The sequence below is a fragment of the Paraburkholderia sp. GAS206C genome (assembly GCF_050435645.1).
Lineage (GTDB): Bacteria > Pseudomonadota > Gammaproteobacteria > Burkholderiales > Burkholderiaceae > Paraburkholderia > Paraburkholderia phenazinium_B.
In genome coordinates, this window is sequence record NZ_JBNDKR010000001.1 from 834,206 (window position 1) to 859,806 (window position 25,601).

Annotated in this window: 22 protein-coding genes; 7 read left to right on the forward strand and 15 right to left on the reverse strand. The window is 61.5% G+C overall.

Going from position 1 to position 25,601, the window contains the following annotated elements:
• Positions 1-422: 422 nt before the first annotated feature.
• On the reverse strand, positions 423-1,364 hold the full coding sequence (locus P3T20_RS03880; protein WP_429286199.1) for a LysR substrate-binding domain-containing protein: 942 nt from the start codon (positions 1,362-1,364) through the stop codon (positions 423-425).
• 392 nt (positions 1,365-1,756) lie between these two features.
• Here P3T20_RS03880 and P3T20_RS03885 point away from each other — a divergent pair, with 392 nt between their 5' ends.
• Complete coding sequence (locus tag P3T20_RS03885) at positions 1,757-3,343, forward strand: inorganic phosphate transporter (protein ID WP_074266328.1); 1,587 nt, start codon at positions 1,757-1,759, stop codon at positions 3,341-3,343.
• Between the two features lie 109 nt (positions 3,344-3,452).
• Here the strand turns inward: P3T20_RS03885 and ppk2 are convergent, their stop codons facing one another.
• Entirely contained in the window at positions 3,453-4,379 is a 927-nt protein-coding gene (gene ppk2 / locus P3T20_RS03890) for a polyphosphate kinase 2 (protein WP_074266329.1), read from the reverse strand.
• Between the two features lie 308 nt (positions 4,380-4,687).
• On the opposite strand from ppk2, the gene P3T20_RS03895 reads away from it, so the two are divergent.
• Both P3T20_RS03895 and P3T20_RS03900 read left to right on the forward strand, forming a co-directional pair.
• Complete coding sequence (locus P3T20_RS03895; RefSeq protein ID WP_429286108.1) at positions 4,688-5,734, forward strand: S1C family serine protease; 1,047 nt, start codon at positions 4,688-4,690, stop codon at positions 5,732-5,734.
• A gap of 129 nt (positions 5,735-5,863) precedes the next feature.
• A complete protein-coding gene (locus P3T20_RS03900; RefSeq protein ID WP_074266331.1) occupies positions 5,864-6,133 on the forward strand; it encodes a hypothetical protein in 270 nt (89 codons plus the stop codon).
• A 94-nt stretch (positions 6,134-6,227) separates the two neighbouring features.
• Here P3T20_RS03900 and ggt read toward each other — a convergent pair whose 3' ends face one another.
• The 6 genes from ggt to P3T20_RS03930 form a co-directional block, all read right to left on the reverse strand.
• Positions 6,228-7,955, reverse strand: a complete 1,728-nt coding sequence (gene ggt / locus P3T20_RS03905; RefSeq protein ID WP_429286109.1) for a gamma-glutamyltransferase — start codon at positions 7,953-7,955, stop codon at positions 6,228-6,230.
• A 109-nt stretch (positions 7,956-8,064) separates the two neighbouring features.
• On the reverse strand, positions 8,065-9,468 hold the full coding sequence (locus P3T20_RS03910) for an MFS transporter (protein ID WP_429286110.1): 1,404 nt from the start codon (positions 9,466-9,468) through the stop codon (positions 8,065-8,067).
• Positions 9,469-9,703: 235 nt separating this feature from the next.
• Positions 9,704-10,468: an NTP transferase domain-containing protein gene (locus P3T20_RS03915; RefSeq protein ID WP_429286111.1), complete on the reverse strand. Its 765-nt coding sequence runs from the start codon at positions 10,466-10,468 to the stop codon at positions 9,704-9,706.
• Between the two features lie 13 nt (positions 10,469-10,481).
• Entirely contained in the window at positions 10,482-11,498 is a 1,017-nt protein-coding gene (locus P3T20_RS03920; RefSeq protein WP_429286112.1) for a flippase-like domain-containing protein, read from the reverse strand.
• Positions 11,495-12,316 carry a HalD/BesD family halogenase gene (locus tag P3T20_RS03925; RefSeq protein ID WP_429286113.1) on the reverse strand — a complete coding sequence of 274 codons (822 nt, stop codon included), beginning with the start codon at positions 12,314-12,316 and terminating at the stop codon, positions 11,495-11,497. The genes P3T20_RS03920 and P3T20_RS03925 overlap by 4 nt, the downstream gene beginning before the upstream one ends.
• A complete protein-coding gene (locus tag P3T20_RS03930) occupies positions 12,313-12,996 on the reverse strand; it encodes a CDP-alcohol phosphatidyltransferase family protein (protein WP_429286114.1) in 684 nt (227 codons plus the stop codon). The genes P3T20_RS03925 and P3T20_RS03930 overlap by 4 nt, the downstream gene beginning before the upstream one ends.
• 227 nt (positions 12,997-13,223) lie before the next feature.
• Between P3T20_RS03930 and P3T20_RS03935 the strand changes: the two genes are divergently transcribed.
• Positions 13,224-13,664, forward strand: coding sequence for a hypothetical protein (locus tag P3T20_RS03935; protein ID WP_429286115.1), 441 nt, complete (start codon positions 13,224-13,226; stop codon positions 13,662-13,664).
• A gap of 51 nt (positions 13,665-13,715) precedes the next feature.
• Here the strand turns inward: P3T20_RS03935 and P3T20_RS03940 are convergent, their stop codons facing one another.
• Entirely contained in the window at positions 13,716-14,252 is a 537-nt protein-coding gene (locus tag P3T20_RS03940; protein ID WP_429286116.1) for a hypothetical protein, read from the reverse strand.
• 630 nt (positions 14,253-14,882) lie between these two features.
• On the opposite strand from P3T20_RS03940, the gene P3T20_RS03945 reads away from it, so the two are divergent.
• From P3T20_RS03945 to P3T20_RS03955, 3 genes are all read left to right on the forward strand, one after another.
• The gene (locus P3T20_RS03945; protein WP_429286117.1) at positions 14,883-16,040 is read left to right on the forward strand and encodes a porin; all 1,158 of its coding nucleotides are present in this window, start codon (positions 14,883-14,885) and stop codon (positions 16,038-16,040) included.
• 273 nt (positions 16,041-16,313) lie between these two features.
• Positions 16,314-16,658: a sugar ABC transporter ATPase gene (locus tag P3T20_RS03950; RefSeq protein WP_429286118.1), complete on the forward strand. Its 345-nt coding sequence runs from the start codon at positions 16,314-16,316 to the stop codon at positions 16,656-16,658.
• Positions 16,659-16,834: 176 nt separating this feature from the next.
• The gene (locus P3T20_RS03955; RefSeq protein WP_429286119.1) at positions 16,835-17,353 is read left to right on the forward strand and encodes a metal-dependent hydrolase; all 519 of its coding nucleotides are present in this window, start codon (positions 16,835-16,837) and stop codon (positions 17,351-17,353) included.
• Positions 17,354-17,386: 33 nt separating this feature from the next.
• Here the strand turns inward: P3T20_RS03955 and P3T20_RS03960 are convergent, their stop codons facing one another.
• The 6 genes from P3T20_RS03960 to P3T20_RS03985 form a co-directional block, all read right to left on the reverse strand.
• Positions 17,387-18,592 carry a PLP-dependent aminotransferase family protein gene (locus P3T20_RS03960; protein ID WP_429286120.1) on the reverse strand — a complete coding sequence of 402 codons (1,206 nt, stop codon included), beginning with the start codon at positions 18,590-18,592 and terminating at the stop codon, positions 17,387-17,389.
• A 270-nt stretch (positions 18,593-18,862) separates the two neighbouring features.
• Positions 18,863-20,035 (reverse strand): NAD(P)/FAD-dependent oxidoreductase, encoded by a 1,173-nt coding sequence (locus P3T20_RS03965; RefSeq protein ID WP_429286121.1) that lies wholly within the window; start codon positions 20,033-20,035, stop codon positions 18,863-18,865.
• Between the two features lie 70 nt (positions 20,036-20,105).
• A complete protein-coding gene (gene amaB, locus P3T20_RS03970; RefSeq protein WP_429286122.1) occupies positions 20,106-21,605 on the reverse strand; it encodes an L-piperidine-6-carboxylate dehydrogenase in 1,500 nt (499 codons plus the stop codon).
• Between the two features lie 334 nt (positions 21,606-21,939).
• Complete coding sequence (locus P3T20_RS03975; RefSeq protein ID WP_074266358.1) at positions 21,940-22,827, reverse strand: LysR family transcriptional regulator; 888 nt, start codon at positions 22,825-22,827, stop codon at positions 21,940-21,942.
• 193 nt (positions 22,828-23,020) lie between these two features.
• Positions 23,021-23,788 carry an alpha/beta fold hydrolase gene (locus P3T20_RS03980; RefSeq protein WP_429286123.1) on the reverse strand — a complete coding sequence of 256 codons (768 nt, stop codon included), beginning with the start codon at positions 23,786-23,788 and terminating at the stop codon, positions 23,021-23,023.
• A 170-nt stretch (positions 23,789-23,958) separates the two neighbouring features.
• Positions 23,959-25,365, reverse strand: a complete 1,407-nt coding sequence (locus tag P3T20_RS03985) for an MFS transporter (RefSeq protein WP_429286124.1) — start codon at positions 25,363-25,365, stop codon at positions 23,959-23,961.
• Positions 25,366-25,601 lie beyond the last annotated feature (236 nt).

Genomic DNA, 25,601 nt, shown 5'->3' on the forward strand with positions numbered 1-25,601 from the left:
CTTCTTGTTGGCGTAGGCTCGCACGGAACTTCCAGCCGTTCCCCGTCGCGCGGCCTTACCTTGTTCTTCAAGACGATCTTGCGATTCGTCCCCGCGGAGCCAGTGTATAGAGATTCGCGCGAATCCAGGGCGGGCGCCTTGGGCTGAACGTGCAGAACACCGCAGAACGCGAGCTTTTAAGCGCAATGCTTAACTTACAGGAGCTTAATCAACCCGCTCGGACGACTTGAAAGGTGCCGGTTAGCGCGATTTTATGGAGAGCGCATTGTTCGCAGGCCTAAGCCGTTGGCCCAATCCTATGCGTGGTGGGTAGCCACCACGCATAGGCGACCAAAGCGAACAGGGCAGCCAAGGCGGCTAAAGCCCGCTAAAGCGGCGTGGACGACGCTCTCCATTAAAGATCGCCGTTGTCACATCGCGGCTCAATGTCCGCTGGCCAGCCGGTCCGGCGACGATGCCGACGGCTCCTGATTACGTGCGGTAGACCACATTTCGTGCTGCAGCCAGTCGCGAAACAAGGCCAGTTGCGGTAAGTCGTCCTGCTCGGGGCGTGTCACCAGCCAGTACGACTGGTGGCCATCGACGTGCACGTTCAGCACCTGCACGAGTTCGCCGTTTGCGAGTTCGCGCGCGATCATATGGCGGTCGGCGATCGTGATGCCAAGACCGTCGACGGCCGCGCGAATCGCCAGGTCGAGCAGATCGAATTCGTAGCCGCCGGTCGTATCGACGCCGACAATTCCCGCTGCTTTTAGCCAGTGCTGCCAGGTCAGATAGCGTTGCTCGTCGCTCGCCAGCACGTGCAGCAACGTGAACTGATTCAGGTCGATGCCCTGTTGTCCCGCATGCCGCGCGAGCAGCGCCGGCGAGCAAACCGCAATATGCCGCTCGCTCATCAGCAAGCGATTGTCGAAGCCCTCCCATTCACCGTCACCGAAACGGATGGCACAATCGAGCACGCCCGATTCGGCAAGCTTGTCCTCGACGCGCGTCGACAGACTCAGTTCGAGCTCCGGATGTTCGTCGCGCAGGCGTCCCAGACGCGGCATCAGCCAGCGGCTGGTAAAGGTGGGCGGCGCATTGATACGCAAACGGTTAAGGTGGGTCTTTTCCTGAATGCTGCGCACGGTCAGTTCGATCTTGTCGAACGATTGCTGCAGCGCTTGCAGCAACAGGCGCCCCGCCGCCGACAGCTCAAGATGGTGATGGCGGCGTTGCAGCAGGGATTCCCCGAGTTGCTCTTCCAGTTGACGCACTTGCCGGCTAACCGCGCTCTGCGTGACATTCAACAGTTCCGCGGCACGTGTGAAGCTGCCGGTGCGGCCAGCCACTTCAAAGGCTTTGAGCGCATTGAGCGCGGGCATTTTTCGTTTCAAGGACGTCTCTGATCGGATGCGGCAAAGCGGAGTGACATTTTACGCGCTCGCCACGCTGGTCCTTTCGCCGCTCACGAGTGCGAAGAGATGCCGGCCACCGCACGCAAGATTCAACCGCTCAATGGACAGACAAATTACTTCGTATGACGAATTGATTTGCAAAGGCACGCTTGCTCGTCCGCCAGGCGCCAGAATTTGTGTCGCAAATCGAAATAGTAGTTGAATTCCGTATGCGATTTTCCGATGGGGCCGCCTTACCAGGTAAGGCTTACGCCCTTTCGTTGCTTTCAAAGGGTCCGAAAGACACATCTCTGTCATAAACACGACATATTCGTAAACCAGCATGAAACGTTGACGCGACTACTTTTTGGGGCAACGCCATGCCGGAACTGTCTTACCCGCAAACGCCTGCCACGGGCGGCCGAAACCGCAACATTGGTATGATCATTTTCCTGATCGTGATCGCGATTGGTGCGGTGTACTGTGCCGCCCATCTGGTCAGCGATCTGCAGTCGGTTCAATCGCTCAGCTTTCTGCCTTACCTGTTGCTTGGCGTCGCATTGCTGATCGCGCTCGGTTTTGAGTTCGTCAACGGCTTTCACGATACCGCGAACGCCGTCGCTACCGTCATCTATACCCATTCGCTTGCGCCGAATTTCGCGGTGATCTGGTCGGGCACGTGGAATTTCCTCGGCGTCCTGACATCGACCGGCGCAGTCGCCTTCGGCGTGCTGCAGCTTCTGCCCGTCGAACTGATCCTGCAGGTCGGCAGCAGCGCGGGTTTCGCGATGGTGTTCGCACTGCTGATCGCGGCGATCATCTGGAACCTCGGGACGTGGTTCTTCGGCTTGCCCTCATCGAGCTCGCACACGCTGGTGGGATCGATCATCGGCGTCGGCCTGATGAACCAGTTGATGCACGGCTCCAGCGGCACGAGCGGCGTGGACTGGAACCAGGCGTTGGGCGTCGGCAAGTCGCTGGTGTTCTCGCCTATCGTCGGTTTCCTGCTGTCGGGATTGCTGCTGATGGTCCTGAAAGCGGTCGTACGTGTGCCGGCCCTGTATGCCGAACCGAAGGGCAACGAGCCGCCGCCGTTCTGGATTCGCTGCCTGCTCATCCTGACCTGCACGGGCGTCTCGTTCGCGCACGGTTCGAATGACGGCCAGAAAGGCATGGGCCTCATCATGCTGATCCTGATCGGTACGGTACCGACCGCCTACGCCTTGAACAAGGCCGTGACGCCTGCGGAAACGCAAACCTTCGTCGCCGTGTCGCAACAGGCGGCCGCGACGTTCGGCAAATACACCAATGGCGCACCGCCGTCGGCCCATCCGCGCGCCGACGTCGAAGCGTATGTGCAGACGCATAAATTGACGCCGGAGACGCTGCCTGCGCTCCAGCAGCTGACCACGCAGATTGGCCAGCAGGTTGGCACGTCCGGCTCGATGGCAGCAGTGCCGCAGGATGTCGTCGACAACGTGCGCAACAACATGTACGTCGTCTCCGAAGCGGTTCGCCTGATGGACAAGGCCAAGCAGCCCGACTTTGCCGCAGACGACGACAAGGTGATCGACAACTTCAAGAAGCAGATCGATCGCGCCACCAAATTTATCCCGACCTGGGTCAAGGTCGCAGTAGCGATCGCGCTCGGCCTGGGGACGATGGTGGGCTGGAAGCGCATTGTCGTGACGGTCGGCGAAAAAATCGGCAAGCAGCATCTGACCTACGGGCAAGGCGCATCGGCGGAACTGGTGGCGATGCTGACGATTGGAGCGGCTGACGTCTACGGTCTGCCGGTGTCGACGACCCACGTGCTGTCGTCAGGCGTGGCCGGCACGATGGCAGCCAACGGTTCCGGCCTGCAATGGAGCACCGTGCGCAGCCTGCTGTTGGCATGGGTGCTGACGCTGCCGGTTTCGATTGCGCTGGCAGCGGGCTTGTATTGGGTGTTCCTGCACGTGTTCTGAAGCTTCAGCGGACGGGGTTGTGGCGGCACGACAGGCCGCCCATCCCGTCAGCCATAAAAAAGCGCGGCTCGTGAGCCGCGCTTTTTTTGTCACATCGATCCACTCAAACTCAATACAATTCCGGCACGATCATATTGGCCGGCACCGGTTGACGGATGTACTCGCTGTTGTGTACACGCTCCGGCAGGTTGATCGTCGGATGCTCGATCTCGTGGTACGGCACCTGACTCAGCAAATGGTGAATGCAGTTCAGACGCGCGCGCTTCTTGTCGACGGCCTGCACGACCCACCACGGCGCTTCGGGAATATGCGAACGCTGCAGCATCACTTCCTTCGCGTGCGTATAAGCCTCCCAGCGGCGGCGGCTTTCCAGGTCCATCGGGCTCAGCTTCCACTGCTTGAGCGGATCGTGGATGCGGGTCTGAAAGCGGATTTCCTGCTCTTCGTCGGTGATCGAAAACCAGTACTTGATAATCTGCACGCCGCTGCGCACCAGCATCTTCTCGAACTCCGGCACCGAGCGGAAAAACTCCTCGTACTCTTCGTCGGTACAGAAGTTCATCACGCGCTCGACACCCGCCCGGTTGTACCAGCTGCGGTCAAACAGCACCATCTCGCCGCCAGCCGGCAGATGGGTTGCATAGCGCTGAAAATACCACTGCGTGCGCTCGCGATTGTTCGGCGCCGGTAGTGCCGCAACCCGGCACACGCGCGGGTTCAGGCGCTGCGTGATGCGCTTGATCGCGCCACCCTTGCCTGCCGCATCGCGTCCCTCGAAAATCACTACCAGACGGTGCCCCGTCGCGACGATCCAGTCCTGCAGTTTGACCAGCTCCCCTTGCAGACGGAACAGCTCGCGGAAGTAATGCTTACGCGCCTCGCGATGCTCGGGTGAGAAGCCTGCTTCGCCGTCGCCGATGCGGTCGTCTACCTCCATCTCGAGCTCTTCGTCGTACGCGTCGATGAGATCCTCTTCAAAACGGCGCTGCCGTTCTGCCATCGATGCCGTATCGGCGCTGGGATCCTGCTCTTTCATCGCGACTCTCCTGAAACGGGGAATAGGTAGGCGCACCGCGCGAACCGCTGCGGCAACCGCCCGATTATCGAGTACCGAGGTGTCACTGTTATTACTGGGGCGACATGCGTAGCGCCTGAAGGGCCGCCACGGATGATTTCCGCTCATCCGGACACCGATCTGCGCGCGAACCGTCGTATGCGAACCATGATAACCAGTTTTGGCCACCTTTAAATTCGCCTACGGCCAGTTTCTCACGCCCTTTGCCGTGCCTTGAAAACCGGCAGACAGCCCTGCAGTTACGCTCCCGCCTTGTCCGGAGCTTCACCATGGGAAGCCGTCCCCGTTTTATCGACGACCTGTCGCGCGCGGCGTCTGAGCCCGTTGCGCCTGGCGGGTCCACTGGCCCGTCCGCGCTATCCGACGACGCCCTGCTCGACGCCTACTCGCGCACCGTGATCGGCGCGCTGGAGCGCGTCCAGCAGGCAGTCGTCTTCATTTCCGTCGAACACCGAACCCCCGTCAACCCCGGTGGCCGCGGCACGCGCGGCGGCACCGGCTCGGGATTTCTGTTCACACCTGACGGCTACTTGCTGACCAATAGTCATGTCGTGCACGGTGCCGCGCAGATCCGCGTGACCCTCGCGGACGGCAGCCAGTTCGACGCCGATCTGGTCGGCGACGACCCCGGCAGCGACCTCGCCGTGCTGCGGATCGGCTCGGCCGAACCATTGCCGCACGTCGAACTCGGCGAATCCGGGCGGCTGCGGGTCGGTCAGATTGCGATCGCGGTTGGCAACCCGCTCGGCCTCCAGCAGACCGTCACGACCGGCGTGGTGTCCGCCCTCGGCCGCTCGCTGCGCTCAAACTCGGGCCGCATGATCTACGACGTGATTCAGACCGACGCGGCCTTGAATCCCGGCAATTCGGGTGGTCCGTTGATCAACTCGGCGGGCCAGGTGATCGGCGTGAACACGGCCATCATCCCCGGTGCACAGGCTATCTGCTTTGCCACTGCAATCGACACCGCCAAGTGGGTCATCATGCAGATCTTCGCGCATGGCCGCGTGCGCCGTGCGTATATCGGCGTAGCGGGCACCACGACGCCACTGTCGCGGCGTGTACAGCGCTACTTTGGATTGAACTCGGAGACCGGCGTGCGGGTGATGGAAATCGTCAAGGCGAGCCCGGCCGCGCTCGGTGGACTGCGCACGGACGACACGATCGTCGCGATCGATGCACTGCCCGTCGACGGGGTCGATAGCCTGCAACGGGTGCTGGATGCGTCGCGCATCGACCGTCCGGTCGATATGACGGTGTTGCGCGGCGCGCAGCGGCTCGAGCTGACGCTGACGCCGGTCGAACAGACGAGTTGAGATTGATGCGAAGAAACGCACCAGTGTCACGGCGATTTTCTATACTGAGGGAACCGACCCTCGAGCGCATTCAAACTGCATGGGATCGGCGCAGGTGCTTTAGCGCCAACGCCGACACAGGAGAGCGATGTGACAAGCAACTATCAGGTGCGAGTCACGCGGAACACCGCCGACTACGACGACTCCGGCGTGCCGCGTGTGACGAAAACGCCAGCGCGCGTTGAAATTGCCGCATCGCGACGCGAACTGGTGTTTGCCGATCGCGACGCCCTGCAGCAATTTATCGACGCCTGCGTCAAAGCCCGCGAAGAGGCATTCGGCGTCACGTCGAACTCAGCCCTCTCGGAGGCCGATAAGGCCGCCTGGGCACGCTTTCTCGGGCGGTTTACGGAGTTGTAAGCGCATCGCGCGTCACTGCTCGAGCCGTCTCGTGCTGCACTGCATGGCGGCGGTGCAGTGCTGAATGCGCGCCCGCCGCCGCCATTTCAAACGCTCACTGAACCACTCGCGTCACACCGCGGCCACGTGGATCGGCAGCCGGCTCCGGCGTATCGCCATTGACCTTGATGACCTGGATATCGCCGCTGAAATCCTGGCCTTTCAACACGTAACCCTTTGCCTCGATCTGCTGCGCGAGATCGCCGGTAATCGGCTTGTACGGCTCCCAGAAGATCGTGTTAGGCGGCAACAACTGGTGATGAAAGCGCATCGCGGCGACTGCGTCGGGCAACGGCATGTTGAAGTCGTAGACGTTGTTGATCACCTGGAAGATCGACGTGAAGATGCGCGAGCCACCCGGCGTGCCGATCACCAGCGACACCTTGCCGTCCTTCGTCAGGATAGTCGGCGTCATCGACGAAAGCGGACGCTTCTTCGGCGCGATCGCATTCGCGTCGCTGCCCACCACGCCAAACTGGTTCGCCACCCCCGGCTTGGCGGAGAAGTCGTCCATTTCATCGTTGAGCACGATCCCTGTGCCGTCCACCACGACGCCCGAGCCGAAATAGCCATTGAGCGTATAGGTGTTCGATACCGCGTTACCCCACTTGTCGATCACCGAGAAATGCGTGGTCTCGGCCTTCTCCGGCATCGAGGTGCCGAGTCCTGGCTGCACACTCTTTGTGTCCGATGGAGTCGTGGGGTTGACGTCGGCGGCGCGTTTGGCAAGGTACGCATCGTCGATCAACTGCGCCACCGGCACCTTGTAGAAATCAGGGTCGCCCATGTACTGGGCACGGTCGGCAAATACACGCTTTTCGATTTCCGCAATCAGGTGCACATACTGCGCCGAGTTGAGCGGCACGTCCTTGAAGTCAGGTGCGATATCCGCCTTCATCTTTAGCAATTGCACGAGACCGACACCGCCTGAGCTCGGCGGCGGCGCGGTGATCACGTGATAGCCATTCCAGTCAGCCTGAACCGGCTCACGCCAGATGGCCTTGTATTGCTGCAGGTCCTGCTTCGTGATCAAGCCATGGCCGCGCATGGATGTGGCGATCAGGTCGGCGGTCTTGCCATCGTAGAAGTCTTTGGCACCCTGATTGGCAATACGCGTCAGCACAGCGGCAAGGTCCGCCTGCTTGAAGTTGACGCCCTGCTTGAGATTACCAAAGTAGGTATCGAAGTTGGTCTTGCCTGCAAAGTCTTTAGCGGCATCGTCACGACGCTGCTGCAACTGTTCGCTCACTTCGAAGCCGTCTGTAGCGTACTTGATGGCCGGAGCCAGCACCTGCTTCCACTTCAGCTTGCCGAAACGGCGCTGCGCTTCCCACATGCCTTCGACCGTGCCCGGCACACCCACCGCGCGATAACCGAACAGGCTCATGCCTTTGACGACCTCGCCCTTGTCGTCGAGATACATATTGCGTGTGGCCGCAAGCGGCGCCTTCTCGCGATAGTCGAGAAAGTACGGTTTGCCGTTGACATACAGCGTCATAAAGCCACCACCGCCAATGTTGCCAGCTTCCGGATACGTCACGGCAAGCGTAAAGGCAATCGCCACGGCGGCGTCGACGGCATTGCCGCCTTCCTTGAAGATCTGCTCGGCGGCATCGGCGCTAAACTTGTCGGCCACGGCAACGGCCGAAGCATCGAGAACTGCGGGTTGCTGATCCGAAGTCTTCGCGTACGCCGACACCGCTTCGAGGAACCCGCTCGATACGGTAAGGAATGCTGCTAACGCAAATGCGCAAGCAGACAACTTTACTTTGCCTACTGACATTGACTGTCCTCCTTGACCATTCCCTGACTAAACAAAACCTCTGCCTTGGGCTTATAGCACGCTCACCAACGTTTGCGAAGGCAAAACCTGTAGTCCTAACTTTGCACGCTTAGGCGCGGCCCCGGCTACCCTTTGCGATCTCATCGCCACTACCCTGCGGCAGACGCGCTGTGACAGGAATCGAACCCACCGAGAACAAACCCACCACCAGAAACGCCGGCCAGAAGTCCGACCACACAATCGCCGGATGACCCTGCAGATGGTGCGAAATCTCCAGCACGATACCGCCGATCGTCACGCCGAGCCCAAGCGAGATCTGCTGGATCACGCTCGCCACGCTAGTGGCACGGCCGATGTCGCGGGCAGGGATATCCGCATAAGCCAGCGTATTCAGCGAGGTGAACTGCAGCGACGGGAAGAAGCCGCCGAACAGCACGATGCACCAGATCGCCCAATGCGGCATGCCGGGGAAAAACAGTCCGTAGACCGCGATCGCCAGGCCCGCCAGGCCCGCATTGACCATCAGCACCTGGCGAAATCCGAAGCGCTCCAGCACCCGCGAGGCGGCCGCCTTCATGAAGAACGCGCCGAACGCTGAAGCACAGGTAATTGAACCTGACACGAAGGCCGTCATGCCAAGCCCTTCCTGCAACGCTAATGGCAGCAGAAACGGCACCGCGCCAAGACCAATGCGAAACAGCGAGCCACCCAGCACGCTTGCATGGAAGCTCGGAATGCGCAGCAGACGCAGATCGAGCACCGGCAGTTCAACGCGGCTCGCGTACAACCAGTACACGAGCAGCAACGCGGCGCCGGCCACGCACATACCGAGCGACAGACTGTTCGACACCAGTTCGCCGCCCACCAGCGACGCGCCCAGCATAAACAGCGAAGCGCCGGCCGCCGACAATACGAAACCAAACCAGTCAAGCCTTCCCGGATGCGCCTCGTGGACATTGGCGATGTGCTTGTTCGTGAGCCAGATGCCGAGCACGCCGATCGGAATGTTGATGAAAAAGATCAGGCGCCAATGCAGATACGTGGTGATGAAGCCGCCGAGCGGCGGTCCAAGCACGGGGCCGAGCAACGCGGGCACCGTCAGGTAGTTCATGGCCCGGATGAACTCCGACTTCGGCAGCGAGCGGAAAATAATGATGCGTCCGACCGGCACCATCAACGCACCGCCAAGACCCTGCACGAAGCGCGCAAACACAAACGTGCCGAGCGAACTCGATGCAGCGCACATCAGCGAGCCGGTCATGAAGATGCCGATTGCGGTGCGAAACACCGTGCGTGAGCCGAAGCGGTCGGCCACCCAACCGCAGATGGGAATAAAGACCCCGAGGCCGATCACGTAACTCGTGATGGCAAGCTTAAGGGTAATGGGACTTTGGCCGAGGTCGCGCGCGAGGACGGGGAGCGACGTCACGATGACTGTGCCGTCCACGTTTTCCATGAACATCGCACATGCGACGATCAACGGGACGATGAATGCACCCAGGGCGAGAGGCATTGGCGAGACGACGGCTGACGAAACCGTCGGCGTAAAGGCGCAATTATCGCATTGCCCCGGCAACAGATGTTGTTAAGGAAGGTGATTTACACAGCACACCATGCTGTGATGACCTCGCGCGGGATCCACGCGGAATCTGCGCGAGATGGTTGAGGATGCAACGAAGCGTGCAGAAAAGAAATGTGCCGGCATCAGCCGGCACACTCACATCGCATAGAAAAGCGGGAAGCGGACCTTAACGCGGCGCCGTGACCAGCGGCTGCAATTGCGGCAGGATCTCGGTGCGGGCACGCACGACGTCATTCGGGAAGTCGATCTCGATCCACGGCGCGCCGGTCACGTCAGCAGTATCGAACACCTGGCTGCCCTCGAGCAGCAGATCGCGCACGGCCTCTTCGTGTGGCAGATTCGAGCGGCCGCTGTCGATGTAGCCCGCCACGATCTGCGCAAAGCGCTGCGCGGTTTGCTCGCGGAAACGGAAGAAACCGACCGACTCGCCAATCATGTCGTATTCGAGGTTCACCGCGAGCTGCTTGCGCAACTCGACCGGCACGCCGTCTTTCAGACACAGCTTGACGGGCTCGTCGCCCGCTTCGAAATCACGGTCGATCAGCAGCCGGTTTGCCGTCTCGCCCGCCACCAGGGCATTCAGGATGCGCTCGTCATACAGCACGTCGGCGTCCATCAGCAAGACGTCGCCGCCGCGCGTCAATGCGTCCGCTACGGTGTGCACCGTCAGCACGCTGCCGAGGTCGAAACGCGGATTGATCACCGTCTCGACCGGGTGCGGCCAGTTGATGCGCTTCAGCTCTGCCGCGACCAGTTCCGGCTGGAAACCGAGCGCCAGCACGACGTCGGTCACGCCAGCGGTTTCGAGCATCTGCAGATGCCGCTCGAGCAGGCTCACGCCGTCGAACTGCAGCAGACACTTCGGGAACTGTTCACCAGGCGGAAGCTGGAGACGCAGGCCAAGGCCCGCAGCGAGAATAATGGCACGCATGCGCGGTCCCTTCCTAAAAGTAAGATTTGTCGACAGCCGGCACCTGCGTCGCGCGCCGACGCTGCCAGTTTCTTTCACTGAAATGCAAGTACAACAGGCCCGGCAAGCCAAGCAGGAGCTCACGGGCGCGCTTGGCAAGCGACAGCGCCAGCGCCGCCTCCGGCGGCAAGCCGACGAGCGGCGCGAGCAGCAGATAACCGCCCTCCTGCACGCCAAGCGAACCGGGAATCGCAAACGCAGCGCCGCGAATTGCCTGACCCAGGCTTTCGAGCAGCAACGCATCGATCCAGCCTACCGGATGACCGAGGAAGCGCAGCGCAAGCCACACTTCCACGGTGCCGACGATCCAGCCTACCAGGCTCAGCGCAAAACTCGCCAACACGCGGGCGCGGTCGCGATAGAGCGCCTGCACGGCACCATCGACGGCGTCAGCGCGCATCGTGAGCGACGACCAGTCGCGCTTGCCGAACACCTTCGACACCACTCGCAAAAGCCGTCCAAACAGGCCGCGCCGCTGGGCGAAGAAGAACAGCGCAATCATTCCGGCGAGTATAGCGGTGGCAATAAAAGTTGCGGTGCGCAGATCGTGCAGCGCGCCTTGCGCCGCGTAGGCGCCGAACAGCAGCAGGCCGAGCACGGCAAAAACGATTTGCGCGAGCGCCTGCAGCGTGGTGCTGACCGTGATCGCGGCGGCCGCATCGCGCATGCGCATGCCGCGTTGCGACAGTTGCCGCACGATCACCACAGGGCCGCCAATCTGTCCGGCCGGCAACAGGCTGTTGACCGACTCGCCGGTCCAGCGCGCCAGCAGCGCATCGAGCGCGCTTACGCCGTCGCGCCGGCGGTCGAACAGCACGGCGATCGCCGCCGAATCGAGCACCAGCGGCACGAGATGGAATGCGGCCACCAGCGCCAGGCCCCAACCCGCCACCATCAGCGTCGACGTAACGGAACCAAGGCCCTGCCAGGCGAGCAGCGCGACGAACAGCGCCACGCCGATCGTCAGCAGGATCACGGCCGCGCGAGTCATGCGCCGGCCCCTTTGCCTTTGACCATCTGACGGAACACCTGGCGGAAGCCGAAGTAGGCGATCGCGTCTTTCATGTTCGAGATGAAACGCCGCCACGGGCGCATGTTCGGATCGGTAACGTATTCGAACGTCAGCGAGACGCGGAATTCGTTGGCTCCAGCCGGCGTGATGCGGTGGCGCAGCTTGTCGCCGTCGAAAAACACCAGGCCGCCCGGCGGAATCTGCACCGAGCCGGGCACGTCCGGCACGTCCGGGTTGCGCGTATGCAGTTCGTAATCGAGACGGCACGACGACTCGTCGATCACGCCAAGCAGCAGCGTATAGCGACGGCCATCGTAGTAAGAGGTGTCGTAGTGCCAGCCAATATGATCGCCCGGCCGCATGTAGTAGTACAGCGCATAGGCGTGCGGATCGTCCGCCGGCGAAACCATCAGCTTGTCGCCACTCAACTGCTCCAGCCAGCCGATCAGCTCTTTCGAGCGATACAGCTCGGCAATGAACGGCGCGAGACGGTCGATCGTGTGACGGCTGACACTGCCGCCCTGCTTGTGCCCCGGCAGGTAATTGCGGTTCACCTCGTCGAGCAACGCGCGGGCGCTATGCACCAGTTGCGCCGTCACCTCGGGCGCCAGGAAGTCTTCCATGTAGAGGAAGGCGCCCTGATCGGCGAAGTCCTTGCGCAGACCGGCCGTGTCGAACTGGCGTGTACGGCAGGCGACTGCGCGATCCGCCTCGGGAGCGGCCGCGGGTGCTGGTGCGCCGGATACCTGCTGGAACGAAGCCTGGCTGACCACGTGCTCTTCGGCCTGCGTACTCATTGACTAACCTGCATCTGACTGGTCTCGGCCACGGGGCGTGCATTGCGACGCAGCGCGCGGCGATAGTCGACGATCACCCAGATGGCAAAAAGCGGCGCGCCGATCGAAGCAGCCACCACGAACGGCGTGATAATGCCCGTCAGCGTGACGAGTGGCAGCAGGTACAGCACGTCTTCGGTCTCGAAACCGGCCACCGATGCCTGTTTGGTGCCCGATTTTCCTTCCATGTCTTCAATCCGCATACGCAGGAAGAAAATCACGGCGACCGCCACTCCGGCCAGTCCTCCAAGGAACCCGCCCGGCAGGACCCGGCCGACTTCGTGCACCGGGCCAATGCCAAGGCCCAAGCCAACGAACAGCAGGACCGTCACGAGCGCGTCGCACGCCAGGTCGTAAAAATGACCGATCCGACTCGACTTGCCGCTGATGCGCGCGAGCTCGCCGTCCGTGTGGTCGACGAAATTCGACAGCACGATCAGCAGTGCGCCTGCATTGGCCCATACAAACCCGCCACGGGCCAAGCCCAGCGCGCCCGCGACGCCAATCAGGAGGCGCAGGGTGGTCAGGTGATTAGGGGTGACAAACGTGTTCACAAGCGGCGTCACGAGCCGGCGGGCAAGCCTCGCGTCCCACGTTTTTGGGACCGGAACGTTTTTTAGGGATATTGGTCGCGAATTCATAACCCGGAAATATATACGGTTACAGGAAATCTTGCTCTTCTCCGCAACAAAAATCCCTCTAACCGTTGACAGGAGCGGACTTCAGCACGAATCCCCGAACGTTGGTAAAGTGCGAATCCAGTTGCGCCTGTAACGCCGTGTAATCCAGATGCGCAACCCCGCGCGGCGGCCCTTCCAGCCTTGCCGTGCGGCGAATTTGCCATTTCGACCACGCTACCCCGAAGGCCATGAAGCACGTTTTTTCGACCGCCCTGCTCGTCTTGTCTGCGACAGCCCTGCCGCTTGCCGGCCACGCCGCCACGGCGCTCGACGCGTCGCTTGCCTGCAACGAATCTGGACATCAGTTCATCTCGGACCTCGCCCAGCAGCAACTGATCGAGGCAACGCCGATGCGCGTCGAAAGCAATTCGATCAATGCATTCAAGCCGGCTAAAGGCGCCGACCTGACCGCCTTCGGCTTTCACGTGTTCGCGGTGGTCGGCTTCGAGAAGGACGATCCGATGTTCCGTACCGGCGACGGCGAGCCGCTTGCCAATTCAGCTTACGGCGCCGTGGTGTGGGGCAGCGATTCGAGCGTGCAGGAGGCGGTCACGCAGGCCGGCAGCACGGCGGCAATCGTGCATCACGTCGCCCCGCACGTTACGGCAATTTTCTGCAAGCGGAATTGAGAACGGGTGCGAGCGCCGCGCCCGGAGATCTCACCCCGGTTTGGCGCGGACTCAGCCCGGACGCCGAAAGCCGTCTGCCACCCACGCGGTCGCGTTTGCTTTGCCTAGCTTGAAGTTAGGCGCCACTTTCACCTGCGCGAGCTGCTCGCCAAAAGCGTCGAACGCGGTCAACAACGCGTAGGGATCATCTTCGCTCGGCACGATGTCGAGCGTGACCGCCAGTTCCCCGTCGCCCGACGGCGAATCCACTGTGACCCGTTTGTGCAGCATGGCGTGCAGCTGCTGCTCATGGCGGCGCAATACCTCCGACGCCGTCTTCACCAACGTATTGAAAGCACCCGTATCGAGCGGCTTCGGGTTCTTCTTGTCACGTCCCATCGTCCATGGTCCGACCAGCGCAGGCTCCGCCTCGCCGTCCTTGATCATTTCCACCGCCCAGCCGTCGTCGTCTTCGTTCTTGATGACGCGCGCCGTCCACCCGTCATCGCGCCACAAACGCGCTTCGCGCTGAATCTCGGGCACTTCGGGGAGGTCTTCCGTCGCGGAATCGGCAGCGGTGTCGGGCGAAGGAAGGGACTTGTCGGTCATTGCAGGGTCGCTCAGGTTTGGAACAGGTTCATCAGCACAAGGCTCAGGGTTCGATTCTACCTGTCCGCGCGACCGCCAAGGACGGCCTACGCCTTTCAGCCAAGGTGGCTGATTCTTTCCATTTATAGAAAAATGTTTTTCGAAATTACCAGGAACTTATAATCGAATTCAATACGGAATAAAAAAACGCGGCCCGAAGGCCGCGTATAAACAGATGAAAAAGACACCCTCGGTCAAAGGGTGCGCTTAATTGTAAATCGAGTAACCCGGCGTAATCGCAACAACAAATGGAATAATCTCTTTCGCGAAACTTAAGAATCGGAATCCTGTCGTTCGGCCAACAGTCCGTAAGGCGCTGAGCCGCCAGGGACGGGCGTCGCGCATGTGCAACATCAAAACAGTTGACAACATCGTGACGCCCAATAAATCAAACAGAAATTCACTTTATTTACTTGCACTTACGTCTGATCAAACGCGCCATTCCTGATTCGGAAAAGCATTGTTGCGCCATACAACGTAAATCAATGGATTAGACGGAATACACTTCGCTGCGAATCACTAGGCGGCCGGCGGCGTCGGCATTAAGCCCTATATCGCGATTCTCTACGGACTGTCTCGGAGTTAAAAAGCATGAAAAAAACCCTCATCATCGCGGGCATCATGGGCGCGTTCGCCATCAACGCCCACGCACAAAGCAGCGTCACGTTGTACGGCACGCTGGATGCCGGTGTGGTCTACACGAACAACCAGGGTGGCCACAACAACTGGCAACAAGGTAGCGGCACGGTGTCGGATACGTACTTCGGCCTGCGCGGCAGCGAAGACCTCGGCGGCGGCCTGCATGCCATCTTCACGTTGGAAGACGGCTTCAACATTAACAACGGCCAGTTCAACGAAAGCAACACGTTGTTCAACCGTCAAGCTTTCGTCGGTCTGCAAAGCGACCAGTACGGTACGCTGACCCTCGGCCGTCAATATGACTCCGTGGTCGACTACCTCGGTCCGCTGTCGGAAGCAGGTTCGGGCTACGGCAACAACCTCGCCGCCCACCCGTTCGACAACGACAACCTCGACAACTCGTTCTCGATCAAGAACGCAGTCAAGTACCAGAGCGCGAACTACGCCGGTTTCCACTTCGGCGGCTTGTACGGCTTCAGCAACGACGCTGGCCAGTTCGCGAACAACCGCGCATATAGCGCCGGCGCTTCGTACACCAACGGCCCGTTGAATGTTGCAGCTGCCTACCTGCAGATGAACAACTCACTGGGCAGCTCGAACTCGGGCGGTGCAGTGTCGGCAGGCGCAGGCAACGATGCCAACCTGACGGCAGCAACGCAGCGCACGTATGGCGTGGGCGCGAATTACTCGTTCGGTCCGGCTACGGTTGGTCTGCTGTACACGCACACACAGGACGACAACCTGATCGCCGGCGACCAGAACGGCGTGGGCTTCACGGTGCCGACGGGTACGAACCTGCACCTCGACAACTATGAAGTCAACGGCAAGTACGCTCTGACTCCGGCGCTGAGCCTGAACGCGGCGTACACGTTCACGAACGGCCATGCGACGGGCGGCACGAGCGATGGCGATCCGAAGTGGCAAACCGTTTCGCTGCAGGCTGACTACTCGCTCAGCAAGCGCACCGACTTCTACCTGGAAGGTGTGTACCAGCATGCGTCGGGCTCGTTGGGCGATGGCAGCGCAAACGTGGCTATGATCAACACGCTGTCGCCGTCGTCGACCGGCAACCAGGTCGCAGCGACCGTCGGTCTGCGTCACCGCTTCTAATGAAGCTGCGGACCGGATCGAACGATCCGGTCTGTTGAGACTGCTGAACAACGCACGCGTGACACGATCACGCGTGCGTTTTTTTATGGGCGCGCGAAATGCACAAGTGTCGAACCGTCATGCATACGCAGGTATACTCGATGCAGCCGCCTTCCACGCTGCAGGCCTCATCGGGCGCTCGCCGCGGTTGACCGGCGGCTTCGTCGCGGAGCACCACGTTCTCCGCCCATGGCCCAGTTCCCGCGCCCGACCGGGAGCGCCGACGATCCGATCATGAAAAAACTTCTTCTGTTACTCGTTCCCACTGCACTCACGCTTGCGGCCTGCGGTTCGTCCGGCCCCACGCGCGATGCGTCGCAACCGCTGGTGTTCGTGACGTCGCAACGCACCACCTCCGACATTACAGAATGCCTGGAGAGCCGTCTTTCGCGCGTACGGGCATCGTCCGTGGGCGGGGCGACCGAACTGGCCGTTGGATCGGATTCCAACACTTCGTACTTCGTTACACTTACGCCTGCCAGTGCCGGGTCCGTCATCAAGGTGATGCGGCCGGCCAACTCGCCGGACGATCCGCCGGAACCGGAAATGCGCTTCGATATCGCGCGCTGCGCGACCTAAGCAGCGGGCATCGCGTCTGCGCTTTGCGCGGCGCTTGCCGCTTGACGAATGTGAGTGAGTCTCTCGCGCCGCGCCTGCACTGCACGCGCGGCGCTGTCTTTTTGCGCGGGCATCTGCGAATATGACGGCCCTTCGTATTCGTAATCAGACGGCGCACGTGGCGCCGCGCACTTCCGATGGCATCGAACAAAGCACATCACGCTACCGGCTTCGCGGCCGGTGTTATCGCCGCGGCTATCGTCGCGCGCAGTGGCGCGGGCGGCCCGTTTCATCTGTGGGTGTTGTCGAGTTTTATCGCCGCCGTGGCCGGCGGTACGGCGCCCGACTGGATGGAAGTGGCATGGTGGTCGCGCAAGCGGCGCCTGTGGATCACTCACCGCACCGTCACGCATTGGGGCATTGGGTGGGTCGTGTTGCTGGTGTTGTCGTATCGTTGGCTTGGGCTACCGCATCCGTTTGCGGCAATTGCGTTTGGCTTTGCTTGCGGCGGCTTGATGCATTTGCTCGCGGATTGGCCTAACCCGCTTGGCGTGCCATGGATTGCAGGCCGTCACTCGCTTAACTGGTGGAATAGCGGGCACTGCGATCTGCTGGTGGTCGGGGCTTCGTGGATCGCCGCGTGGTTTGTGGCTGGCCATGTCTGGCTACATGGTATGCATGGGTTTGCGTTGTTGCAGCATTTGCGGGCGGGTTAGGCTATCGATGACGCGCACGCCCCGTCGCAATCGTCACGCCCCGCCAAACGCGTCAAGCGCCCGCTTCAACCGCAGCACACCTTCTTCGATATCGCTCACGCCCGGCGCCGCAAACGACAACCGCAGCGATGCCAGGTCAACGTTGTCCTTATAAAACGCGACGCCGGGCACAAACATCACGTTCTGTTCGATACACGCCTTCAGATAAACGGACGCATCGAATCCACCGCCGAGCCGCGCCCATACGAACATCCCGCCCGCTGGACGATGAAACGCAATCTCGTCTTTCAGATGCGTCTGGAGACCATCGCACAGCGTCCTGCATTTCAATGCGTAGGCCGCGATGATCTGCGGCAGATGCACTTCAAGCGCGCCGCTCGCGAGATATTCCGCTGCAATCACCTGAGTCAGGGACGAGGTACACAGATCCACGGTCTGCTTGGCGACCGTACAGCGCCGCAGAATCTCCGCATGTGCCACAGTCCAGCCCACTCGCAAACCCGGCGCCACGATCTTCGACAAACTCGAAAAGTGCACGAGCCAATCGCGCGAGCCGGGCACCTGGGCACTCAACGCGAGCAGCGATGGGACCGCCTCACCGGCAAACCGCAGATCCCCGTATGGGTCGTCTTCAATGACGAGAAACTGATGCCGCGCCGCCAGCTTCAGCAATGCAATGCGGCGGTCATGGGAAAGCGTCGCGCCGGTCGGATTCGCGAATGTGGGCACCGTGTAAAGCAGCTTCGGCGCGCGCTTGAGCGTGCCCGCTTCGAGTAGCGCGGTCAACGCAACCACGTCGAGGCCGTCCTGATCGACCGGGATCGTAATCACCTCGGCTTGCTGCAACTTGAGCGCCTGCAACGTCGCCGGATAAGCCGGCTGTTCGACCAGTACGATGTCACCAGCACCCACCATTACGCGCAGCAGCAGATCGAACCCTTGCTGCGAGCCCGTGGTCACCAGTAATTCCTGCGGAGTACATGGCGTGCCGCGCCGCGTCATCAGTCTGGCAAGCTCCTCTTTGAGGACCGGCAAGCCGTCGGTTGGGCCATATTGCAAACACAGCGCGCTCTGTTCCGACGCGCGTGCTGTCGCTGCATCAAGACCTGCCCGATCGAACAGGTCGCTCGCCGGATAGCCGCCTGCAAACGAGATCATGCCCGGCTGTCCCAGGTATTTGAACAGCTCACGAATCGGCGAGCCAGACGGTGCTTCGAACGGTGGAGTGAACGAGAACATGGTGTCGAAACGGTAGACCGCGGGCTCGTGGCCAGCAGTTAAGTGAGTGGGGCAAAAGGTTCGGCTTTAAGAGCTCAGGGCGCTCCGTGAGCCAACGCCAACGTAGATTGTGGTCAGCAACCCCACGCGCGGCAAACGATATCTAATCACTACGTTTTGAGTTTTCGGAATCACTCGGCGCAAAAAAACCCGGCGCGAGGCCGGGTTCAGCTAACGCATTCCCAAAGGCGCGGGCAACATGACGCACAACGCAGCTGCACTTGTCCGCACCTAGACAACATTCTTTTCGACGATCGGCCGGTTCTCCAGCACGCGCTCAAAATTGAGCGACGACAGATCGAGCGTCGTATAACGCCCGTTCAGAATCAGTTCACTGACGCCGCGCCCGGTGGCCGGCCCTTGCTGCAAGCCATGACCGCTAAACCCGTTGGCGAAGATACAGTTATCGACATCAGGGTGATGGCCGATGATCGCGTTCTGATCCAGCACGTTATATTCGTAGTAGCCCGACCAGCAATTCTGCACGCGCAGCGCTTCAAATTGCGGCACGCGATGCGCCAGCGTCGGCCAGATCACCTCATCGAACAACGCGTGGTCGACTTCGTCGAGCGGCAGATCGTCCGGATCGTTATCCGCACTCGGCGACGTCCCGCAGATAAACGACTTGCCTTCAGGCCGAAAATAGACGCCGGTCGGATCGATCAGCAACGGACAGTGTTCCAGTTGCGCAGGCGAACTGACGTTGAAAATACTACGGCGGCGCGCGAATATCGGAATGTCGATGCCGATCATCTGAGCGATCTTGCGCGACCACGCTCCCGCCGCATTCACCACCACGTCGCAGGGAAAAGTCTCGCCGCCCGCCGTCACCACTTGCGTGACTCGCTTGCCGTCGCGATCCAACGCTGTCACTGCATCGGCCACGTAGCGTGCGCCAAGCGCCTGCGCCTTCTTGCGCAAAGCCTGCACGAGGCCGTAGCCATCGAACCAGCCCTCGCCGCTTTCCCCATAAGCGCCCGCCACCAGATCCTCGGTATAGAGCCACGGGAAACGTGCCTGCAATGCCGCTTTCTCGAGCAGACTGATGTCGGCGCCAAGGCTTTTCTGCAGCGCGTGATTCTCGCGCAAGGTGTGCTCGCCGGCCGGCGTGGCAAGGAACAGGTAGCCGCCTTCATGCAGATCGATCGAAGGTTTTGCACCGTCGATCTCCAGACGCTCGCCGATTGAACGCAAGAACTCGATGCCGAACAGTGACATCTGGATCGAGAGCGGTGTGGAGAACTGCTGACGGATCGACGCCGCCGACAACGCCGACGACGAGCGCGCATAGGTCGGATCGCGCTCGATCACGGTGACGCTCACGGTCGGGTCCGAAGCCCGCAAGAAATACGCAATCGAGCTGCCGATCACGCCACCGCCGATGATTACGACTTTCGCACTCACGACAAGGCTCCACGGAAAGCAGGCGCTGGCCGCACGAACCGTGCGGTCAGCCGAGACATCAGCCGGAAAATCAGCCGATATTGAAGTCGATACCCTGCGCGAGCGGCAGCGCCGACGAGTAATTGACCGTGTTGGTCGCGCGACGCATATAGGCCTTCCACGCGTCCGAACCCGATTCGCGCCCGCCGCCGGTTTCCTTCTCGCCGCCAAACGCGCCGCCGATTTCCGCGCCGCTCGGTCCGATGTTCACATTGGCAATCCCGCAATCGCTGCCAGCAGCGGACAGGAAACGCTCTGCTTCACGCAGATCCGTGGTGAACACGCACGAGGACAGGCCATGCACCGCAGCGTTGTTCGCGTCGACCGCATCCGCGAAGTCCGAGTAGCGCAGCACGTAGAGAATCGGCGCGAAGGTTTCCTTCAGCACAACCGCCGTTTGCGACGGCATTTCGACGAGCGCCGGACGCACGTAATAGCCGCTTTCGTAGCCCTTCACCTCGACGCGCTCGCCGCCGAACACCTTGCCGCCTTCCGCGACCGCCTGCTGCAGCGCTTCCTGCATACGGCTGAACGACTGCTTGTCGATCAGCGGACCCATCAGCGTGCCCTTCTCTAGCGGGTTGCCGATCGGCACCTTGCTGTAAAGCTGCTTCAGACGCTCGATGGTCTTGTCATACACGCTGTCGTGCACGAACAGGCGGCGCAGGGACGTGCAGCGCTGGCCCGCCGTGCCGACCGCGGAGAACAGGATGCCGCGCATGGCCAGTTCATGATCGGCGCTTTGCGCGACGATGCCGGCGTTGTTGCCGCCCAGTTCGAGCAGCGAGCGGCCAAAGCGCTTCGCCACTTCGACGCCCACCGTGCGGCCCATTTCAGTGCTGCCGGTAGCGCTGACGATCGACGCACGCGGATCGGCAACGAGTTTCGCGCCCACGTCGCGGCCACCGTTGATCAACGCGGTGAGGCCTTCGGGCGCATCGCCGAATTCCTTCAGCGCTTCGGCGAGGATCTGGTTGACGGCCAGCGCGGTGAGCGGGGTCTTTTCGGACGGTTTCCAGATCACGGCGTTGCCGCACACCAGCGCCAGCGCGGCATTCCACGACCAGACGGCAGCCGGGAAGTTGAACGCGGAAATCACGACGCAGGTGCCCATGGGATGCCACGATTCGGCCATGCGGTGGCCCGGACGCTCCGAGGCGATGGTCAGGCCGTATAGCTGACGCGACAGGCCGACCGCGAAGTCGCAAATGTCGATCATTTCCTGCACTTCGCCGAGACCTTCCTGCAGGATCTTGCCGGTTTCGAGCGTAATGATGCTGCCCAGCGCCTGCTTTTTCTCGCGCAGACGGTTGCCCAGCAGGCGTACCAGTTCGCCGCGGCGCGGCGCCGGCACATTGCGCCAGACGTTGAACGCGTGCTTCGCATTGGCGAGCGCCGCGTCGACGTCGGCGACGGTATGGCTGGTCACGCGGCCGATGAGTTCGCCGGAGATCGGCGAATGAACCGCGATGTCGCCGGCTTGCGCCGCCTGGGCGATGCCGAGATCGGCGAGGATGGTCGAAGCGTTCATAACAGGAATCCCTTAAATTTCCAATGCGAAACAAGAGTAAGTTCGGAAACTATACACGCGGGGGTTTATGGCGGCAAGCGCAATTGCGACGGGGTCTGGGGCTCAGGTCACGGGCGCATCAGTCCGTGCTGCCTGGAGGCTTGCAGCATATAGGATAGGCGGATTTCCGGGGACCCGCTCGCGGCAGTGCGTAGCCTTTCGATCAGGACAATTTCGTTTCCTATACGAAATATTCTCGATCCGGAAACGTGTCTGGGTCGCGGCTGCCTCGCGCGCCCAGCGGACACATCTTCAAACACCACTTCGAGCCTCCGGGCGCCTTCGAGTGCATGCCTCAATTGCCCGCCATCAACCGGTCGACCAGTGCCCGCGCAAACGGCGGCAAATCCTTGACGCTGCGCACGCAGATCTTCAGCTTGCGCTCCGCCCACGCGTCATTCAGGCGCACAAGGGCAATCTGCATGGTCTTTCCATGGCGCAGCGCGACAGACTCCGGCACGATGCCGATGCCCACACCTGCCTCGATCATCCGACAGGCCGCCTCGAAGTTGCCCACCTGAATGCGCAGTTTGAGCCGCACACCCAGCGTATCGGCCGCGCTCGTCACAAACGCGTGAATCGCGCTCGCGGTGGGCAAGCCGACGAAGTTGTCCTCGAGCGTCTGCGCGAAATCGACCGAACGCTCATGTGCGAGTGCGTGGTCTTTCGAGGTGACAAGGATCAACCGGTCGTCCCGATACGGCAGCATCTCCAGATGCTCGGCGTGCATGTTGCCTGCAACGATGCCGATGTCGGTCGCGCTATCCGCGACGCCTTTGACGATCTCGCCGCTCAGCACTTCGCGCAAGTCGATGTTGACATCGGGATGGTCGCGCAGGAAATGGCTCAGGACATTGGGTAGAAATTCGCTGATCGCCGTGGTGTTGGCCCAGATCCGCACATGGCCCTTGATGCCTTCGCCGTACTCCTGCATGTCGCCCGCCAGATGCTCGACTCGCTCGAGCACGAGCCGGGCGTGGTGGACGAACGCCTCGCCGGCTGGTGTCGGCGTCACCCCCTGGCTGGTTCGATAGAGCAGTTTGAAGCCGAGCTGCTCCTCCAGGTTCTTGATCCGGTTGCTCGCCGCCGGTGCCGAAAGGTGGGAACGCTCCGCTGCGCGGGCAAGGTTCTTCGTGTCGGCAACGTTGATGATGAGCCGCAGGTCTACAAAGTCGAAATGCATGACGAAAGCCGATGGAGTGAGCGCCGGTGCGCCGACAACCACCTACAGGCGGACGGCAGCAACGCAAAGACCCATCTTAACCGGGCGCGAAACGGCGTTTCAATTAGCCGAATGGCTAGCCTCGGTACGGCCTGCGGGGCCATCGTCTCCCGCACGGCGCAGCGGCAGTCTGCGCCGACTCCCCTCGCTTCCCTCAGACAAACGCCATCAGTTTCTCCGCCAGCGCTTCCGGCGCGCTGACCATGGCATCGTGTCCCGTAGCAATCTCATCCCACGCCCAGTCCTTCTGCGCTTTCACAAAGTCACGGCTGCTTTGCAAAGGGGCGTACACGGGATCGACGCACTGGATGTAGACCTTCGGAAGCGCGCCACCCACCGGGCCCGTCAAAGCAATAGGATCGTCGAACGTCTTCAACGGATGCGGTGTGCAATACCGCTCTAGCAATGCGACCTGATCGGGCTCGAACACGCCGAATGCGCTCGCGGGCGGTACCGGGATGGTCAAACCGTTACTGGTTTCCAGCGCGAGTTGCCTACGCGCCGCGGCGATCTCCGGCGCGAGCCGCGAAAACGCCGTCTCCCCATTAGACAGCACGACTGCGTCGAGAAACACCAGTTGACGGATACGCTGCGGCACGCGATCGGCAGCGCCAGCGATTGATATGCCGCCGAAGCTGTGCCCGACCAGAATCACATCGGAGAGGTCGTGCTGCTCGAGCACATCGACGACGTCCTGAATGAAGACCTGCAGATCGATTTGCGGCGACAGCAGATTGCTTCGCTCGCCAAGCCCGCTTAGCGTTGGCGTGAACACGCGATGCCCGTTCGAGCGGAGGATCTGCGCAACCGCGTCCCAACACCAGCCGCCGTGCCAGGCGCCGTGGACCAGCACGTAGGTGGGGGACTTCGCGTGCGCCGGCGTAGCCGTTGGCGCATTGGCAGGGGCGTCGGTCTGGGTCAAGGGCGTCTCCTTCGGAAGCTGCGGATGCGGGCCTCGCGTTGTGCGATGTGCCACGTGGGCGGAAGCCGTCGAACCCCGTGGGCTCCGCGCCAACCGCACCTACATTAAATCACGCGCCCTCTTCTCACGCATTGCCGACGATTACCCAAGGCAGGCCCCACAACCAAACCTCACACCCTCGCAGACTGCCGCGTCACACCACCTGTCGCCACTTCCGCGCCGCCTGCGCCATACATCTCCGTATCCGGGGAAATCTCTTCGAGCGTCTGCTGGCTGGTCTCGATGCGCAACGCGAGAATCGCCACGCTCATCAGCAACAACACACCGCCGACCATGGCAAGCACACCCGTCACGCCGAAATGGGTGTATAGCAGCAGCGCGACATAAGGCGTCGTCATCGAAGCCGCCCGCCCGCAGGTCCCGGCGATGCCAGTGCCACGCAAGCGATGCGCCGTCGGAAACAACTCCGGGATATACCCGAACAGACCGAGCGTGCAGACCGTATAAATCGCGGTGACGAGCGCGAACCCGACGAGTGAGATCGCCGCGGGCGCACGCATCTGCACATAGATCAGGGCCAGCACGATCGTCACGATGGAAAACAGCACGAGGCCGTTACGTCGTCCCATACGGTCGGTCACAAAGTAGCCGACCACGGCGCCAAACGGCGCGCCGAACGACATCAGCAGCACAAAGCCGAGCGACTGCACGATCGTCAACCCTTCCTTGACGAAGAACGTCGGCAGCCAGGCCACGAAACCGTACAGCGACATATTGATAGCCATACAGGTGAGTGCGGCCACCAGCGTGCGGCCGATCATCCCGCTCGCAAACAGCGCAGACAGCGGCGCCGCAGGCACTTCGTGGCTCACCACGCGCGCCACCGGCGGCAGCTTGCCGACGCGCGCCGCGACCTCTCGCTCGATCGCCGAGACCGTCGCTTCGGCTTCGTCGAGCCGACCCACCGTTTCGAGCCAACGCGGCGACTCCGGCATGCGATGGCGCAGGAACCAGACAACCAGCGCGCCGACGCCGGCAATCGCAAACATATAGCGCCAGCCCAGATGAGGAATCACCCAGTAGCCGACCGCCGTCGCGCCGAGCAATCCTGAGTTGATGATCAGCGCCAGCAGCGACGTCCAGCGCCCGCGCGTGGCCGGCGGGACGAATTCGCACAGCGTGCCGGCCGCTACCACCAGTTCCGCGCCGAGCCCGACACCCATCAGGAAGCGCAGCAGAATCAGCCAATAGATGTTCGGCGCGAAGCACGCTGCGAGCGACGCGAGACCGAAGATAGCCAGATTCGCCTGATACGAATAGCGTCGGCCGAAACGGTCGCCGAGATAACCCGACAGGCCCGCGCCGATCATCATGCCCATAAAGGTCGCGGAGATGAAGAACGAGCCGAGCCGCAAATCGGTGAAGCCCGTCTTGACCATCGCGGCGAGCGAGCCGTTGGCGAGATAGATGTCGAACGCGTCGAGAAACGCGCCCGCGCCGATCAGGCCGAGGATCTTCCAGTGAAAACGACTGATAGGCAGGCGGTCGAGCCGCGCGCCGGAATTAACGGTAGCCAAGCTTTGTCTCCTGTGTGGACCGGGTTAGCGCTTTGACAGTGACTCCGGTCCCATGCTCTTGCGGCGGGGTCCGCACGCTCTACGAAGCTTGCGCGGCCGTCTTGGGTGGCATGACAGCTCTAATGCAAGCCCCTGGGTGTTACGGCTTCGATCAGCCTCTTCCAGAGCAGACTAAGATTGCAATAGCCGGCCCAAAGTGGGAATTCGCATTGTTGGAAGCCGGTATTTCGCTGAGG

Coding starts and splice junctions, on each gene's coding strand:
- P3T20_RS03935 (WP_429286115.1), top strand. CDS start 13,224: ATGAAGCACGTTTTTTCGACCGCCCTGCTCGTCTTGTCTGCGACAGCC.
- P3T20_RS03880 (WP_429286199.1), bottom strand. CDS start 1,364: ATGCCCGCGCTCAATGCGCTCAAAGCCTTTGAAGTGGCTGGCCGCACC.
- P3T20_RS03940 (WP_429286116.1), bottom strand. CDS start 14,252: ATGACCGACAAGTCCCTTCCTTCGCCCGACACCGCTGCCGATTCCGCG.
- P3T20_RS03885 (WP_074266328.1), top strand. CDS start 1,757: ATGCCGGAACTGTCTTACCCGCAAACGCCTGCCACGGGCGGCCGAAAC.
- P3T20_RS03920 (WP_429286112.1), bottom strand. CDS start 11,498: ATGACTCGCGCGGCCGTGATCCTGCTGACGATCGGCGTGGCGCTGTTC.
- P3T20_RS03955 (WP_429286119.1), top strand. CDS start 16,835: ATGGCATCGAACAAAGCACATCACGCTACCGGCTTCGCGGCCGGTGTT.
- P3T20_RS03915 (WP_429286111.1), bottom strand. CDS start 10,468: ATGCGTGCCATTATTCTCGCTGCGGGCCTTGGCCTGCGTCTCCAGCTT.
- P3T20_RS03925 (WP_429286113.1), bottom strand. CDS start 12,316: ATGAGTACGCAGGCCGAAGAGCACGTGGTCAGCCAGGCTTCGTTCCAG.
- P3T20_RS03960 (WP_429286120.1), bottom strand. CDS start 18,592: ATGTTCTCGTTCACTCCACCGTTCGAAGCACCGTCTGGCTCGCCGATT.
- P3T20_RS03950 (WP_429286118.1), top strand. CDS start 16,314: ATGAAAAAACTTCTTCTGTTACTCGTTCCCACTGCACTCACGCTTGCG.
- ggt (WP_429286109.1), bottom strand. CDS start 7,955: ATGTCAGTAGGCAAAGTAAAGTTGTCTGCTTGCGCATTTGCGTTAGCA.
- ppk2 (WP_074266329.1), bottom strand. CDS start 4,379: ATGAAAGAGCAGGATCCCAGCGCCGATACGGCATCGATGGCAGAACGG.
- P3T20_RS03975 (WP_074266358.1), bottom strand. CDS start 22,827: ATGCATTTCGACTTTGTAGACCTGCGGCTCATCATCAACGTTGCCGAC.
- P3T20_RS03945 (WP_429286117.1), top strand. CDS start 14,883: ATGAAAAAAACCCTCATCATCGCGGGCATCATGGGCGCGTTCGCCATC.
- P3T20_RS03910 (WP_429286110.1), bottom strand. CDS start 9,468: ATGCCTCTCGCCCTGGGTGCATTCATCGTCCCGTTGATCGTCGCATGT.
- P3T20_RS03895 (WP_429286108.1), top strand. CDS start 4,688: ATGGGAAGCCGTCCCCGTTTTATCGACGACCTGTCGCGCGCGGCGTCT.
- P3T20_RS03930 (WP_429286114.1), bottom strand. CDS start 12,996: ATGAATTCGCGACCAATATCCCTAAAAAACGTTCCGGTCCCAAAAACG.
- amaB (WP_429286122.1), bottom strand. CDS start 21,605: ATGAACGCTTCGACCATCCTCGCCGATCTCGGCATCGCCCAGGCGGCG.